This window comes from Methylophilus sp. (assembly GCF_052173275.1).
Classification (GTDB): domain Bacteria; phylum Pseudomonadota; class Gammaproteobacteria; order Burkholderiales; family Methylophilaceae; genus Methylophilus.
In genome coordinates this window covers 37,516-52,232 of record NZ_JBQMUL010000002.1, presented here as the reverse complement: position 1 = coordinate 52,232, position 14,717 = coordinate 37,516, and the positions used below count along the sequence as shown (strand labels likewise).

The following is a 14,717-nucleotide window of genomic DNA, read 5'->3' as shown; positions in this document are numbered from 1 at the left end:
AATCTGTTTTCAAGCCTGTAATTTCTGCTTTGAAGCTGGCTTTGCGCTGCATGCGCGGCTTTTAATCTTGCTTACTTGTAACAACGATGAGATGATGCAGCAACCTTAATAGTGTTATCGGTATCATGACAGAATTCCTTGAACCTGTTTTAAGTTTATTAAGAACGCAACCACATTTTCTGCAGGGCGTGTGCTTGGTCCTGGGCTTGCTGGTGGGCAGTTTCCTCAATGTAGTGATACATCGCCTGCCCAAAATGATGGAGCGTGAATGGCATGCCAATTGCCTGGATCTACAGGGTCAAAATGTGCCCGAGCAGCCCAAATATAACCTGGTCGTTCCGCGCTCTTCCTGTCCTCACTGCGGACACATGATAAGCGCGCTAGAAAATATCCCTGTCATCAGCTATCTGTTTTTGCGCGGGCGATGCAAAGCCTGTAAAGCCGCTATTTCAATCCGTTATCCGCTGGTAGAAGCCCTGACTGGTGCATTGTCATTCGCGGTCGCCGTGCAATATGGCTATAGCCATTTGACATTGTTTGCGCTGGTATTTGTCATCGCGCTGGTCGCTTTGACCTTTATCGATTTCGATACCCAGTTATTGCCAGATGATATTACCTTGCCGCTATTGTGGCTGGGCCTGCTGCTTAACCTGAATAATGGATTCACGGATATTACCTCTGCCGTCGTTGGTGCCATGGCCGGCTATCTGGTGTTATGGGCTGTGTATTGGCTGTTTAAACTCGTGACTGGTAAAGAGGGTATGGGTTACGGCGATTTTAAATTGCTGGCTGCGATCGGTGCCTGGTTTGGCTGGCAATTGCTGCCAGCGGTGATATTGCTAAGCTCGGTCGTGGGCAGTGTGATAGGCATAGGCTTGATTCTATTCAAAGGCAAAACCCGGCAGACCGCGATCCCATTTGGCCCGTTTCTGGCACTGGGTGGTATTGCCGCCTTGTTTTACGGGCAAACGCTGGCCGCTTTCTACCTGATGCCTTAATGGAAACTAGATGACTAAAGTAGTAGCCGTCACCGGCGGCATAGGCAGTGGTAAAAGTGAGGTATGTAAAACCTTTGTTGATCTCGGCGTGCCAGTGGTAGACCTGGATGACATTGCGCATGCCATGAGCGCCCCCGGGAGCATTGCCATGCAAACCGTGCGGCAGACATTTGGCGACGCCATGTTTGCAGCAGATGGGCAGTTAGACCGGGCAAGGCTGCGCGAACTGGTGTTTGCCGACCCGGATGCGCTCGATCAGCTGAACCAGATCATGCATCCGGCCATTCGCGCCGAGGCTGCACGGCAGATCGCACAACACTCCGCTTCTGCCTATGTGATTCTGGCGATCCCTTTACTGGTTGAGAGCCGTGCTGACTGGACTATGATTGATCATGTACTGCTGGTGGATTGCAGTGAAGAAACGCAACTAGCGCGCGTGATGCAACGTAACGCGTTTTCGGAGGCGATGGCGCAAGCGATCATTGCCGCACAAAGTAGCCGTCAGGAGCGCCTGGCGATTGCAGATTCCGTGATTGAAAATGATCAAAACCTGCAAGATTTGCATGAAAAAGTACTTAAGTTTCATCAAATTTTCTCAAAAACTTGCCAGTGAGTAAAAAGGGTTTCATAATCAGGCTTTTATTGCATACTTTTCAAGTATCAGCTGACAGAAAAGGCTGCCGTGTCGAGCTACGAGTTCCCATTTAACGAGCGCATCAGAACATATCTCCGCCTGGAAGATTTGTTTGTAAAGATGCTGCACCATATTGAAGTAGGCCATGAGGTGAATCATCATGTGGCGCTGCTGACGCTGTTACAAATCCTGGACCTGATCGATCGTGGCGATTTAAAAGTCGATTTACTACAGGAGCTGGACAGGCATAAAGTCCAGCTTTCATTCTTGCAGCACAATCCGAATATCGACCAGAATGCATTGGGTGACACGCTGGCTAGCCTGGATCGTTGTGCCACTGCATTGCGCTCAGATCACCAGAAGCTGGGCCAGTCATTGCGCGATAACGACTGGTTGATGAGCGTAAAACAACGCGCCGGTATCCCGGGCGGTGTGTGTGAATTTGATCTGCCTTCCTATCGCCACTGGCTGTATTTAACGGTCGAACGCCGCAAAACGGATTTTAGCCAATGGCTGACGCGGCTCATGCCCATGTACGAAGCCATACGCATGATCCTGCAACTGTTGCGCGGTAGCGGCCAGGTGCTGTCACTGGTGGCGCACAAAGGGGCTTACCAGCAGCAGTTATCCGGCCATAAACCCGCACAATTATTGCGGATTGAAATCGGTCACGATGAGTGTTTTCCTGAGGTGAGTGCCAACAAGTACGCCATTAATATCCGTTTCCAGAAACTGGATTTCGTACAAAGGCCAAAAGCCTGCGAGCAGGATATCCCCTTCAAGATGATCATCTGTAACTTTACCGGCCCGGGACACAATTAATGCAAACAACGGTGAAACCACGCCAGGTGGCCTGCCCCGGCTGTGGCGAATTGGTCGAGTATTCAACCGCGAATGCCTACCGGCCATTTTGCAGCGAGCGCTGCAAGTTGATGGATCTGGGGGATTGGGCCACAGAAAAATTCAGGATCCCTGACGCCACACCGCCCGACCTCAACGAGCCTGATTGATTCGCAACGCACACTGGTCATGATCATGAAAGCACTCGCCAGTTTTCTGATGAAACTTTTGTTAGGCCTCATGCTTGGTATGGGCATGGCCCAGGCAGATGCCATGATCAGCGATGCCTGGGTGCGTGCTTCTCACCCCGGCCAAACCGTAGGTGCTGCCTATCTCACGCTTCACAGTCGCGAAAATGTGAGCCTGGTCTATGTGGAAACCGCACGCGCTGGTACCACTGAACTGCATAGCATGACCATGCAAAATGGTGTTATGAAAATGCGCCATGTGGAAACGCTGCCAATTCCCGCCAATAAACCGGTCAAGCTGGCGCCAGGTGGCTTGCACCTGATGCTGTTTGAGTTGCCCAGCCCATTTAAAGTGGGCGAGAAAATCGAATTCAGGCTGTGTTTTAAAAATGATTCTGGCAGGATACGCGAGCAATTCGTCAGCCTGCCAGTCAAAGCCGCTGATTAACTCACTTAACCTCCACCATTTGAATACTGATGTTTCTCACCGCATTGCTTTCAACCAAAGCCATGTGCTGAGTGACGAGTGGTCCGATTAACATAATTTTTCTCCTGCCCTCCTTAACTTATTCGCCGTTCAGACGTTATCTATGTGCGGACCTGGTATCTGTTCAAGATGCATGTCCATTGATGAGCGGTGATAATTTTAATAACGGGTTTTAGTGCAATGACAACCAACGCATTGCAGCGTATGCGTACCGGAGAACTAGCGCTCGGTATGTTTGTCGCTGAATTAGACATTCCATGGCTGGATAGTCCATTTATCTTGCAGGGCTTCCTGATAGAGAATGAAACACAACTGAATGAGTTGCGTACGCTATGCCGTGAGGTCATGGTAGATAGAAATATGTCTATAGGTGGACATTTTGCGCCACAAAAACGTGAGAAAGTCACAGGTGTTTCCCGCACTGCCTCCGTCAGGCAGGTCGATACGCGTTCATCCACAGCCACGCATAGCCGTACTTCACCATCTCCCAATAGTTTTTTAAAAGTGGTGCATGCCTTGCGCGAAGGCAAAGTGCCGCCTGTCGTCGATGTACCTAACGCACAATCGGATTCTCCGGCAGCGACACACGCGCCCACACAGAGCAAACCTGCAAAGGCGAAAACACCGCAAAAGCATTACCAGCAAGCCTCGGTATCCTTCTGGAACCGGCTGTATAACTGGCTTTACGGCTTACGCACGCCGCAGAAGAAAAATGCGGATAGTGACCTGATCAAGCTGCAAAAAACAGCACAGGCGCACCCTGAATCGATGGCTGCACTGATCCCGGTTGAGCTGGAGATTGTTGAAGTCTATCCGCAGTTTGCCAAAACCGAGGCGGATACCCGCGATGTGTTTGAGAAGATCGCCTTAGGCACCAATGTCGACCTGGTCCATGTCAGCCAGTCCCTCGATAATATGCTGCAAAGCATAGAGCGCAACCCCGATGCCTTGCTGTGGCTTTCTCGCCTCAGGCAGACTGATGATTATGCCTACAACAAGGCGCTGTATGTCAGCATCAATATGATGGCATTTGGCCATTTTCTGTCGCTGCCGAGAAAGCAGGTGAAAGATTTAGGCATGGCGGGCTTGTTCCAGGATCTGGGCAAAATCCAGATTCCTACCGAAATCCTGCAAAAACCAGGCCGGCTGGAAGAAAGCGAGTTCCTTCTGGTCATGCAGCACGTGCAGGCCAGCCTTGACACCTTGCGCTCCAATACTGATATCAGCGCAGATGTGATGCAGATTGTGGCTGAGCACCATGAGCGTTTTGATGGTAGCGGTTATCCTCACCAGCTTGCAGGCGCCGGGATTTCATTGCTTGGGCAAATCGCCGGGATCATGGATACCTATTGCGCGATGACCAGCGATAAACCGTATGCCAAAGGCATGTTCAGTCATCAGGTGCTGGAACACCTGTATACCAGCAAGAATGAGAAATTCAGCGAATCATTAATTGACCAGCTGATCCAGTTTTTTGGTATTTATCCGGTCAGCTCACTGGTCGAGCTCAATAGCGGCGAAGTCGCCGTCGTGATTCAGCAGAACCAGATCCGGCGCTTGCAACCGCGCGTCATGATCTTGCTGGATACACAAAAGATCCGCATGAAATCGCCAGTCACCCTGGATCTGATCCACAGCCCGCTGACGCCAGCTGGTGAGGCATACCGGATCGTGCGCGGCTTACCGCCGGATTGTTACGGCCTTAACCCGGCGCATTATTACGATTAAGCCATGCAGCATTTACCACATACCGAGCGCGCAGCACGTCTTGAGAATGACCAGCCATTGCTGAAGCAAGCATTCAGGCGTTACCAGCCGCTGTCGGTCGACGCTCTGGCTGCGCGCTTGATGCAGTTTGGCTTAACACCTGCTGATGTGACCCGCAGCCCCCTTGAGTTGCAGCAAGCGCAACTCACGCAGATAAAAACGCATTTAATGACTGAGCCGCAGGCTAATGCCGCGCTGGTAGAGCAATACCTGCACGCGCTGGCGCAGCTAGGCCAGCGCCATGATTTTTATGCGTTTACAGAGGCCCTCAATGACTTGGCGGTGATCTGGATTGATCTGTATGCAGAAGGTGTTTCTATCACCTCTGTAGAGACATTGTTAAGCGCGCTATGCGTTCCACAATGGTTTTCAACATCTAAAACCCGCGCGCTTAAGCACTGCCTGTCGCATTTGTTGATAGAGTCCGCCGCCCGCTATGACCATACTGCCCTCGAGTTCGCCAGACGTCATCATCAGCATAGTCATTTGCCTAACGGACGCTTGCTGGTCGAGCAATTGCAACAACTACTGATCTTTAGCCAGACCGAAGCAGGCTTGCTGCTGATCAGCTTTAAACTGAGTTCTACCATGCTGGATGGCCATCGTCACCGGATGCCTGAAGTCGCCGTTGAGATCATTAAACGCCTGCAGCAAAACCTGCCCAAAGACCATACCTTATTTCACCTGGATTCCTACGAGTTTGCGGTATTGTCACCGCAACTGGACCATACCGTGAAACTGGACTTGCTCTCGGCAAAACTGCGCCGGCCTTTTGAATTCACCGTCAATGCCAAACAGCAGCTTTTTTCAGTGAGTCCCGTGATAGGGGGTGTTTGCCGCGATGCCACCCATAAAAAAGCTGACGATATGCTTGCGCAAGCGCGTCTCGCGCTGGAGCACGCAGACAGTACCTATCAGCCTTTTGCTACGTATTCAGAAGCTTTAAGCGAGCACGCTGATGCCAATGCGCAACTGCGGCAGGATGTGCTGGATGCGTTCGAGAATGACCGCATGGCCTTATATCTGCAACCGATTGTGGATACGCTCAGCGGGCAATGCATGGGCGCCGAAGCCTTGTTACGCTGCCGCAAAGCCAACGGTGAATTTATTCCGCCGCCGGTAGTGATCGAGGTGCTGTATCAGCAAGGCCTGGGCAATATGTTTATCCGCTGGCTGATTAATACTTCATGCCGCTTAGCCAGCACCATTAAACAGAAAACGCGGCAGCCGATCTTTCTCTCCATTAACCTGACTGCTGACGACCTGATCAACCGGGAGTTGCCTTATTTACTGGCCCAGGCATTAAAATTATGGGGGGTAGAAGCCAGCATATTCACACTCGAAATCACAGAAAATGGCCTGCTGGTCGATGAGCAGACCGCCGTCGAAATCATGCGTGAATTCACCAGCATGGGTTGCCGTATGGCGCTGGACGATTTTGGCACCGGCTATTCCTCCATGTCACGGCTGCGTAATTTGCCGATAGACCTGGTGAAGATCGATCAATCCTTTGTCCGCAATGTGGCGCATTCCGCACAAGACCGCGCCATCGTCCAGGGCATCATCACCATGGCACACGGACTAGGTAAAAAAGTCGTGGCCGAGGGGGTTGAAGATGCCGATTGCCGGGCGATTATCCAGTCATTGCAATGCGAGAAGATCCAGGGCTATTACTTCTCCAGGCCTCTGCCATTTGAGCAGTTCTTAGCATGGGTAGAGGTGGGGCAGACACCTGCACCGCAAGTTGAGCTGATGGATTAGCTGATAAGCTGTTTCCATGTTGAGTCTGCCTGATTAACAAGCTCTTAGGCCTTAAAGGAATTTTTTCAGGCTTAAAGGCTCATATCTGTGTGATGACCTGCATCATTCATGCAAGGTCGCTTATTAAAAACACTCATCATCATTTATGCCTAAACTTTATGCGCGCGCATCTTTTACTCCAGCCAGTTTGTATACAATCGCGCTCATCACCATGGGCTTGCTGACTAGCGCTTGTTCGCCGGTAAATATACTCAATGCGGTGATTTCCGATAAAAGTTATCACCTCAACAACGGTGTTGCTTATGGCGATCTACCGCGGCAAACACTGGATATTTATACGCCGAAAAATCATTTAAGCGTCAAAGAGGCACCACCGGATAAAACAGAAAATAACGTCCCCATAGCCAGCAAAGGCCTGCCGGTGGTGGTATTTTTTTACGGTGGCAGCTGGGATTCCGGCAATCGTGGCAGCTACAAATTCGTAGGCGAAGCGTTGACTTCACAAGGCTTTATCGCTGTGATCCCAGATTATCGCGTCTACCCTGAAGTGCTCTTCCCTGGTTTTATGGAAGACCCGGCCAAAGCCGCCAAATGGGTCAAATTACATGCAGCAGAATTTGGCGGTGACCCCGAACGCGTTTTCCTGGCAGGCCATTCCGCTGGTGCGCATATTGCCGCCATGCTAGTGTTAGACCCTGAGTTTCTCGCAAAGCAGGACAGCAAACCACAAGACTTCGCCGGCATGATAGGGCTGGCTGGCCCTTATGATTTCCTGCCGCTCAAGAGTGACAGATTGAAAATAATTTTTGGCCCGGAAGACCAGCGCGTAAAATCGCAACCGATCAACTTCGTTACAGGCAACAACCCGCCTATGTTGCTGATGGTTGGCACTAAAGATAATACCGTCTGGCCAAGAAACACTTATCGCCTGGCAGCAAAAATCAAAGCCACAGGCGGCCCCGTTGAGGTGGCCGAGTTTGCCGGGTATAGCCATATCGATATGGCCGCCAAACTGGCAAAACCGTTGCGTGATGAGCGTATGCTAAATACGATGGCGGATTTTATAAAGCAGCATTAAAGCTGCATTTCTATATTAAAACGTAGCGAGATACAGATTTTCAACCTGCTCCCTGGCCCAAGGGGTCTTGCGCAAAAACTTCAGGCTCGATTTCACCGAAGGGTCATTCTTAAAGCAATTGATATTCACTTTTTGCGCCAGCTTCTCCCAGCCATAGTGGTCAGCGAGCCTGACCACTATGTTTTCAAGCGTAATGCCATGCAATGGATTGTTGGACTGAGAGGGGGTGGATGTGGTCATTTCAACGATCGTTTGATTACTGGTTTAAAGCGGCAGCAATTTGTTTGTATGTAGATTTCGCCACTGATTCGCAAAGCGAATTCATGCCAAACCATGCATTCGCAGAATAATCACTCGCCGTAAATAGTTTTCCTTTATAGTTTACCTTCACGCCTAGCCTGTCCTTGCCAGCCATAAACCCAAACAACGCCCGGTTCGCGGGGTTGCGTTGACGGAAATCAATAATTGAAACCTCGGCCGTCTCTTCTTCTGATAAAGCGTAATTGTGTTGGCTTGCTTCTGCTGTATAAGTTTTCTCAATCAGTGGAATCACCTTCTCGTTGATCGGGCAATCGCCACAATCCCAACGGATACTGAGTTTTGGTATTTTTCTAGATATCGTCGCTGGCTCAGATTCTGGTACTGGTTCTGGAGCAGGAGTCGCCTCGACTACTTCATTTGCTGTCGATATTTCTGAAGATTCTTCAGCAATAGCAGAAAAAGTAATAAAGGATTGGCATAACACAAGCACTGAAGCGGCTAACAAATGTTGAATTTTCATCATGATCCCAAGAGAAAGTAATAAATAAATCTAGTTGTTTTAAATTGAATTGCCACGCGTGAGCCAAAGAATACTTGATTATGTGTAAATAATCCAAGCCAGTTTTGAGTGATTAGCCCTTACTTTTTAAACTGAAGTGTTGGAATAAAGCTGATGGAAACTACCATCGACCTTTGATTAGACTTTCATAGCATTCTAAATTTTTATCTAAATCAGCTGCGCTTGATGACTGCATGAGTGTGATCGTTTCTGGGTTCGCAACTATATGAGAAATCGTAGTCTTGCAGGAGTCTTCTTGTTCATCCCAATCAAAAAACACCTCATAATCTTTGTCTTTCTCAAACTGGTAGCTAAAGGCGTTGCCACAGTATCGAATATTATCCTTTCCTATCGGACGACTAATCACCGCCCCTCTGAACAAGAAATGTAAGGGTTTATTCGTTGTAACAAAGACTTCTTTTGCAGCATTTTTATTATGATGATTCAAGGGTATACCCAGCGACTTTGGGTTGCTGTTGACCAGTACTCCGGTCCTTAACTTTATCCACTCTTGTTCATTAATTGTACATGCCGCATCTTCATAGCCATATAAAACTGTAATGCTTTCAGTGTTAGTTGCAAACCTGACTCTGGCACGGTCTCCTGATGTAGGTTCCTGATAAGACAAGCTCTGGCATCCTGCTAAAGCAAAAGTGAGCAGTATTAAAAACAGATTTAGCATTGATGGTACCTGGTGTTTGTATGAGTGAGTGCATTTAAGCGTTCCGCTTGAATGATGGATTAGTCAGTATGTCTGATTTCAAACAACTGACGGATGCCAAGTATAACCAAACCTAAAACAGCAGAGAATACACAAACAACATGAAGCTTGCTGAGAGGGCTCGCTGATAAAGCACATTAGTTATATTGGTTAAGAAAAGTGGATTGGAGTCTGAGTGCTTGACAGAATTAAGCACTAGAAAAGAATAACTGCATTCCACTTCGTTTAATGGGGAACGGTGAAGTTTTACTTTTGAACTACATTAGATATCGTTGCTCGTGAAGCCATCTTTCTTGAGGCAAAGAATGTAAGCGCAGTTCCAATCATGACGGGCGGTGAGCTAATATAAGTATTGAATGCATTTGTAGTGAATATTGCCCATGAAATCATGTAATAAATCAGCTCAACATCAATGACGATGTTGGCTGATTAACAAGAGCAGTTTTTCTATGAGCAAATGGAGCAGTTAATTACGTCTTGATCCATTGCAAAGGACCTTGGAATAAATCAGAGGCTAAAACAAATAAGAAAAGAGCCAAACCAAACCAAAGAATAAAGTTTGTAAATATCACATTCCAACCGTGATATTTTTTTTCTAAATGTTGGATTATCTTTTTGACATTTTCGTCTTTAGTTTCGGCGTATAACTTGCGGAGAACTTTTAACGAAACAGGAAAGCTCGAAAATGCATAAATATACATTGGGATAATAGCCCCAAGACATAGAATCGCTGCTCGCGATGGTGTAGGGAACTGCAAGCATGCGATAGCTAAAAAGGTTGTTGATGCACCAAATACCCAATTGAGATAGTCAAAGTGTGATTTAACTTCCTGTGCATATTCTTCATCAGTGATCAGTGGTTTGTTATTCATAGCGCTTCCCTATTGATGAGTTCATCATGTGCGACATAAAGGCCAGGCTTTAGCACGCTCCTACTTTTAAACACAGTATCTCGTTCAAAAAGTATTTTAAATTTAACAATAATTAATATTTGTTAAATTATGGTGCATCCTAAAATACAAATATGAATGCGTCAACTCAAACGTTGAAGCTACTTGACCAAATATCCAATAGGGTTCGACACAGGCATCTAAACACTGGCCGATTTAGATTGGATGAAAATGCTTATTCCCGCTCCAGTAAATTGAGCGTATTAATAAGGATTTCAGCAATTTAGTGGGAGTGCTTGCTTTTAAGTCAGATGTTCACCAGCAGCCTCGCTGCATAGCGATGCCACGCGCGCCACTCGCTTGTGCTTTTGCCAGGTGCTCCGGGCGCATGCCACCCAGCCCATAGGTCGGGATTTCCAACCCACTTAGCATATCAGCGAACTTTTCCCAGCCTAATCCGAGGGCTTGCGGGTGGCTTTGTGTTGGCAACACTGGAGAAAGCAGGGCGAAGTCCAGGTGCAGGGATTGGGCTTTTTGTAGTTGTTCAGCATCATGGCAGGAGGCTCCTATCAGTAGGTGGTCTGGTTTGGTTGTCATTGCCATCAGGCGCTGGCTATTCAGGTGTACGCCTTGGTAGCCCAGTTGTGCAGTTTGTTCCGGGCTGCTATTTAACAGGCAGCGGCAGTCGTACGGTGCGCAGAGTGACAGCACTTGTGCACTTAACCTGGCTAGGTCATCCGGGCTGAGTTGCGATTCCCGGATTTGCAGTAACTGCAGGCCTTGATCCAGTTGCAGCCTGAGTGCTTGCAGAAATGCTTGCTCGCCCATTTCTTGCACATTGCTGATGGCGTACACAGGTGGTAATGACAGCGCTTGCATGATGGGGGCATTAGCTGGCAGTACCGGGCTGACATTGAGCTTTTGCGGGTGTTGCCAGGCTAGCTGCTGGCCTTCTCTGGCTTGCAGTTCGCCTTGCCAGGCACTGACAAAAAAGAAATGCAGTAACACGGTTTTAGCTTCTGCATCATGTGTGGCGGGGTAGTCATAACGCCGTTTGATCCAGGGTTGTATCTGGGTCGGGGTAATGCCTAGTTCTTCTTGCGATTCGCGGATCAATGCATGTTCCGGGCTTTCTCCGCTCTCGATCTTGCCCCCGGGAAACTCCCACCAGCCTGCCCAGCCTTTGCCTTGCGGGCGGCTGGCGAGCAGGTATTCGCCGGTGGGTTTGGTCAGGATGGCAACGGCGACTTGAACGAGTTTGGTCATAGGCTTTATTGAATGGCGGGTGATCGCACGTATACAGGTTAAGAATTGGTTTTTAAGAGGAATCCTGCATCCGCGTTTTCGTTAACAATGTTGGAAACAGTGTCTCTGTGGCGCGGGTATCGCTAAGCTTTTAATTGAAGTTTCCCGGCATAATCCTTGGCAAACTGGAAAGCCACGCGGCCACTGCGGGCACCACGGGTGTGGTAAAACTGCAAGGCGGCATGCCGGGCGGTTTCATCCATGCTGACACCAAAGGTTTGCAGCCAGTGCTCGGCAATGTTCAGATATTCATCCTGGTCAAAACTGTAGAAAGATAGCCACAGGCCAAAGCGTTCGGCCAGTGAGGTTTTTTCATCAATGGTATCGTTGGGGCGGATCTCGCCGGTCTTTTCCAACACCGGCTGGTTATCGGCCATATATTCCGGCATCAGATTCTTGCGGTTGGAGGTGGCGTATACCAATAAATTGGATGAGGCATTTTCAATCGAGCCATCCAGAATGACTTTCAGGGCTTTGTAGCCGGTGTCATTGGCTTCAAAGGTGAGGTCGTCACAAAAGATGATGAATTTCTCCGGGCGGTTTCTGATCAGTTGCGTGATTTGTGGCAGGTCGGTTAGATCCTGCTTGTCGACTTCGATCAGCCTTAAACCGATCTCCGAATAGGCATTCAACAGCGCTTTGACTAGCGATGATTTACCCGTGCCACGCGCACCAGTCAGCAGCACGTGGTTGGCGGGCAGGCCTTGCAGAAACTGCTTGGTGTTGCGTACCACTTCGGCTTTTTGTCTATCGATAAACCGGATATCTTGCAGTGAAACCGCATGTGGATGTTCGACGGCTTGCAATTGGCCCTGTGCGCCATGTTTGACCCAACGCCAGGCAGTGACTTGCCAGTTAGGTTCGGCCAGCGGTGCAGGTAGCAGGGTTTCCAGGCGCGAGATGAGTTGCTCGGTGCGCTGTAGCAGGTGTTCAATCGAATTCATGCGGGTTTTCTTAAATCATGGAGTAGGGTGAGGGGCTATTGTACACAATGCCGGAAGGGGCTGTCAGCGTAAGCGCCCTTTGCTGGTTGTAAAAACCTTGACGCAAAAAATAGTCGCTTTGTGTTAACTTGTCAGGCTTATATTTGGTCACGCTTTTAATCCCGACAGGTCACTTGCTATGCAACACAAAAAAATTATTCTGGCATCCCGCAGCCCGCGCCGGGTGGAGCTATTGGCGCAACTAGGCGTGCAATGTGAAATCGTCCCGGCGGATATTGATGAGTCCTGCCTCGCAGGCGAAGATCCGGCAGTGTATGTACAACGCCTGGCAAAAGCCAAAGCGCTGGCCATTGCCGCCACGCATGCAGATCGCGGGCTGGCTATCCTGGCCGCAGATACGACGGTGGCACTGGGGCAGGAGATTCTGGGCAAACCGGCTGATGCCGATGAAGCGATGGCGATGTTGTCTCGCCTGAGTGGCAGCGTCCACTTGGTGCATACGGCGGTGGCCGTTTACCAGGCTGGGGCAGTGCAGTGTTTACTCAGCACGACACGCGTAGAAATGATGCAGGTGCCGATGTCGATATTGCAGGATTATGTGGTCAGCGGTGAACCGATGGACAAAGCCGGTGCCTATGGCATACAGGGGCGCGCGGGCGCCTGGATCGCGCGGATTGATGGCAGCTACAGCGGGGTGATGGGCTTGCCTCTGCATGAAACGGCGCAGTTGTTGCACGCGTGGTAAACTCTGGGGAAAAAACGGTAACGGTTTGGGATCGGGTAAAGCAAAATGTCATTGGCGCAGGAAGTATTAATCAACGTCACGCCGCAGGAAACGCGGGTGGCGATTCTGGAGCAGGGTGTAGTCCAGGAGTTGCATATTGAACGGGCATCTTCGCTGGGCATCGTTGGCAACATTTATCGCGGCACCGTGGTGCGGGTGTTGCCCGGCATGCAATCCGCGTTTGTTGAAATCGGCCTGCCTCGCGCGGCTTTTTTGCATGCGGCCGATATCATGGCCTGCCACTCTGAAGAAGGTGATGTCAAAACTGACAGGCCTATCCAGGAAGTACTGCATGAAGGTCAATCTATCATCGTGCAGGTGATTAAAGAGGCGATAGGCACCAAGGGCGCGCGGCTGACCACTGAGATCAGTATCGCCGGGCGTTTTCTGGTGTATCTGCCGTTTCAAAAACATATCGGCGTTTCGCAACGTATTGATATCGAAGAAGAACGCGAGTTTTTGCGTAACCGTTTGCTGGGATTGTTGCCGGAGCAGCGTGAAGGCGGCTATATCATCCGCACCATGTCTGAAAACGCCACGGATGAAGAATTGCTGGCCGATATCGAGTATCTGCGCAAGGTGTGGAGCAAGATCCAGACCGAAAGCACTACCGTTGGCGAACGCTCACTGATTTTTTATGACCTGAGTTTGCCGCGCCGCATCTTGCGCGATGTGGTGTGCAAGGAAACCACCAATATCCGCGTGGATTCGCGCGAAATGTTCGAGCGATTAAAAGAGTTTGCCGAGTTGTATGTATCGCACGCGGTCAAGCCGCTCACGCATTACAAGGGCGAGCGTTCATTGTTCGAGTTTTATGATATTGAAAATGAAATCGAAAAGGCGCTGTCACGCAAGGTCGAGCTTAAATCCGGCGGTTATTTGATTTTTGACCAGACAGAAGCGCTCACGACTGTAGACGTCAATACCGGCAGTTTTGTCAGTGGCAAAAATTTGTCCGACACCATTTTCAAAACCAATCTTGAAGCCGCGCAAACCATTGCGCGCCAGTTGCGGTTGCGCAATCTGGGCGGCATCATCATTGTCGACTTTATTGATATGGATGAAGATGCGCAGCGCGAGGCCGTGCTGGAAGAGTTGCGTAAAGCCGTGACGCTGGACAGGGCGCGTATCAACGTCAATGGTTTTTCAACGTTAGGGTTGGTAGAGTTGACCCGCAAACGCACGCGTGAAAGCCTGGCGCATTTGCTGTGCGAATCGTGCAAGGTTTGCCAGGGGCGCGGCGAGTTGAAAACGGCGCAAACCATCAGCTATGAAATCATGCGTGAGTTGTTGCGCGAGTCGCGGCAGTTCAAGAGTGCCAACGCATTCAAGATACTGGCATCACCAGAAGTCATCAATATGCTGGGCGATGAAGAATCGCAAAGCCTGGCCAGCCTGTCGGATTTTATTAAAAAGCCGGTGACTTTGCACCCGGACACCCAGTATGGGCGCGAAGAGTTCGATATTGTCTGGATGTAAATGAAATACCGGGCGACCAGT

Annotated in this window: 16 protein-coding genes; 10 read left to right on the top strand and 6 right to left on the bottom strand. The window is 49.6% G+C overall.

Features of this window, described 5'->3' with window-relative positions; genetic code table 11:
* The first annotated feature begins 125 nt into the window (after window positions 1-125).
* From ACTS9Y_RS01715 to ACTS9Y_RS01680, 8 genes are all read left to right on the top strand, one after another.
* Window positions 126-998, top strand: a complete 873-nt coding sequence (locus ACTS9Y_RS01715; protein WP_442584289.1) for a prepilin peptidase — start codon at window positions 126-128, stop codon at window positions 996-998.
* 10 nt (window positions 999-1,008) lie between these two features.
* On the top strand, window positions 1,009-1,611 hold the full coding sequence (gene coaE, locus ACTS9Y_RS01710) for a dephospho-CoA kinase (protein WP_442584288.1): 603 nt from the start codon (window positions 1,009-1,011) through the stop codon (window positions 1,609-1,611).
* Window positions 1,612-1,680: 69 nt separating this feature from the next.
* Window positions 1,681-2,454: a cell division protein ZapD gene (gene zapD / locus ACTS9Y_RS01705; protein ID WP_442584287.1), complete on the top strand. Its 774-nt coding sequence runs from the start codon at window positions 1,681-1,683 to the stop codon at window positions 2,452-2,454.
* Entirely contained in the window at window positions 2,454-2,642 is a 189-nt protein-coding gene (locus ACTS9Y_RS01700) for a DNA gyrase inhibitor YacG (RefSeq protein ID WP_442584286.1), read from the top strand. The genes zapD and ACTS9Y_RS01700 overlap by 1 nt, the downstream gene beginning before the upstream one ends.
* Before the next feature lie 49 nt (window positions 2,643-2,691).
* Window positions 2,692-3,108 carry a copper chaperone PCu(A)C gene (locus ACTS9Y_RS01695; protein ID WP_442584285.1) on the top strand — a complete coding sequence of 139 codons (417 nt, stop codon included), beginning with the start codon at window positions 2,692-2,694 and terminating at the stop codon, window positions 3,106-3,108.
* Between the two features lie 219 nt (window positions 3,109-3,327).
* Window positions 3,328-4,875 carry an HD-GYP domain-containing protein gene (locus tag ACTS9Y_RS01690; protein WP_442584284.1) on the top strand — a complete coding sequence of 516 codons (1,548 nt, stop codon included), beginning with the start codon at window positions 3,328-3,330 and terminating at the stop codon, window positions 4,873-4,875.
* A 3-nt stretch (window positions 4,876-4,878) separates the two neighbouring features.
* Window positions 4,879-6,675, top strand: coding sequence for an EAL domain-containing protein (locus tag ACTS9Y_RS01685; RefSeq protein ID WP_442584283.1), 1,797 nt, complete (start codon window positions 4,879-4,881; stop codon window positions 6,673-6,675).
* Between the two features lie 145 nt (window positions 6,676-6,820).
* Window positions 6,821-7,753: an alpha/beta hydrolase gene (locus ACTS9Y_RS01680; protein WP_442584282.1), complete on the top strand. Its 933-nt coding sequence runs from the start codon at window positions 6,821-6,823 to the stop codon at window positions 7,751-7,753.
* A 15-nt stretch (window positions 7,754-7,768) separates the two neighbouring features.
* Here the strand turns inward: ACTS9Y_RS01680 and ACTS9Y_RS01675 are convergent, their stop codons facing one another.
* From ACTS9Y_RS01675 to ACTS9Y_RS01650, 6 genes are all read right to left on the bottom strand, one after another.
* The gene (locus ACTS9Y_RS01675) at window positions 7,769-7,993 is read right to left on the bottom strand and encodes a VF530 family DNA-binding protein (RefSeq protein WP_442584281.1); all 225 of its coding nucleotides are present in this window, start codon (window positions 7,991-7,993) and stop codon (window positions 7,769-7,771) included.
* A 16-nt stretch (window positions 7,994-8,009) separates the two neighbouring features.
* Complete coding sequence (locus ACTS9Y_RS01670; protein ID WP_442584280.1) at window positions 8,010-8,537, bottom strand: hypothetical protein; 528 nt, start codon at window positions 8,535-8,537, stop codon at window positions 8,010-8,012.
* A gap of 157 nt (window positions 8,538-8,694) precedes the next feature.
* Entirely contained in the window at window positions 8,695-9,255 is a 561-nt protein-coding gene (locus ACTS9Y_RS01665) for a hypothetical protein (RefSeq protein WP_442584279.1), read from the bottom strand.
* A 509-nt stretch (window positions 9,256-9,764) separates the two neighbouring features.
* Complete coding sequence (locus ACTS9Y_RS01660; RefSeq protein WP_442584278.1) at window positions 9,765-10,166, bottom strand: hypothetical protein; 402 nt, start codon at window positions 10,164-10,166, stop codon at window positions 9,765-9,767.
* A gap of 333 nt (window positions 10,167-10,499) precedes the next feature.
* On the bottom strand, window positions 10,500-11,450 hold the full coding sequence (locus ACTS9Y_RS01655) for a Nudix family hydrolase (protein ID WP_442584277.1): 951 nt from the start codon (window positions 11,448-11,450) through the stop codon (window positions 10,500-10,502).
* A gap of 122 nt (window positions 11,451-11,572) precedes the next feature.
* On the bottom strand, window positions 11,573-12,433 hold the full coding sequence (locus tag ACTS9Y_RS01650) for an ATP-binding protein (protein WP_442584276.1): 861 nt from the start codon (window positions 12,431-12,433) through the stop codon (window positions 11,573-11,575).
* 178 nt (window positions 12,434-12,611) lie between these two features.
* Between ACTS9Y_RS01650 and ACTS9Y_RS01645 the strand changes: the two genes are divergently transcribed.
* Entirely contained in the window at window positions 12,612-13,178 is a 567-nt protein-coding gene (locus ACTS9Y_RS01645; protein WP_442584275.1) for a Maf family protein, read from the top strand.
* A gap of 51 nt (window positions 13,179-13,229) precedes the next feature.
* Window positions 13,230-14,696: a ribonuclease G gene (rng, locus tag ACTS9Y_RS01640; protein ID WP_442586889.1), complete on the top strand. Its 1,467-nt coding sequence runs from the start codon at window positions 13,230-13,232 to the stop codon at window positions 14,694-14,696.
* The last annotated feature ends 21 nt before the right edge of the window (window positions 14,697-14,717 follow it).

Bases quoted from the DNA above. Each gene is read 5' to 3' on its own strand.
- ACTS9Y_RS01695 (WP_442584285.1), top strand. From the start codon at position 2,692: ATGAAACTTTTGTTAGGCCTCATGCTTGGTATGGGCATGGCCCAGGCA.
- ACTS9Y_RS01700 (WP_442584286.1), top strand. From the start codon at position 2,454: ATGCAAACAACGGTGAAACCACGCCAGGTGGCCTGCCCCGGCTGTGGC.
- ACTS9Y_RS01650 (WP_442584276.1), bottom strand. From the start codon at position 12,433: ATGAATTCGATTGAACACCTGCTACAGCGCACCGAGCAACTCATCTCG.
- ACTS9Y_RS01675 (WP_442584281.1), bottom strand. From the start codon at position 7,993: ATGACCACATCCACCCCCTCTCAGTCCAACAATCCATTGCATGGCATT.
- ACTS9Y_RS01670 (WP_442584280.1), bottom strand. From the start codon at position 8,537: ATGATGAAAATTCAACATTTGTTAGCCGCTTCAGTGCTTGTGTTATGC.
- ACTS9Y_RS01660 (WP_442584278.1), bottom strand. From the start codon at position 10,166: ATGAATAACAAACCACTGATCACTGATGAAGAATATGCACAGGAAGTT.
- ACTS9Y_RS01685 (WP_442584283.1), top strand. From the start codon at position 4,879: ATGCAGCATTTACCACATACCGAGCGCGCAGCACGTCTTGAGAATGAC.
- ACTS9Y_RS01655 (WP_442584277.1), bottom strand. From the start codon at position 11,450: ATGACCAAACTCGTTCAAGTCGCCGTTGCCATCCTGACCAAACCCACC.
- ACTS9Y_RS01680 (WP_442584282.1), top strand. From the start codon at position 6,821: ATGCCTAAACTTTATGCGCGCGCATCTTTTACTCCAGCCAGTTTGTAT.
- coaE (WP_442584288.1), top strand. From the start codon at position 1,009: ATGACTAAAGTAGTAGCCGTCACCGGCGGCATAGGCAGTGGTAAAAGT.
- ACTS9Y_RS01665 (WP_442584279.1), bottom strand. From the start codon at position 9,255: ATGCTAAATCTGTTTTTAATACTGCTCACTTTTGCTTTAGCAGGATGC.
- ACTS9Y_RS01690 (WP_442584284.1), top strand. From the start codon at position 3,328: ATGACAACCAACGCATTGCAGCGTATGCGTACCGGAGAACTAGCGCTC.
- ACTS9Y_RS01645 (WP_442584275.1), top strand. From the start codon at position 12,612: ATGCAACACAAAAAAATTATTCTGGCATCCCGCAGCCCGCGCCGGGTG.
- ACTS9Y_RS01715 (WP_442584289.1), top strand. From the start codon at position 126: ATGACAGAATTCCTTGAACCTGTTTTAAGTTTATTAAGAACGCAACCA.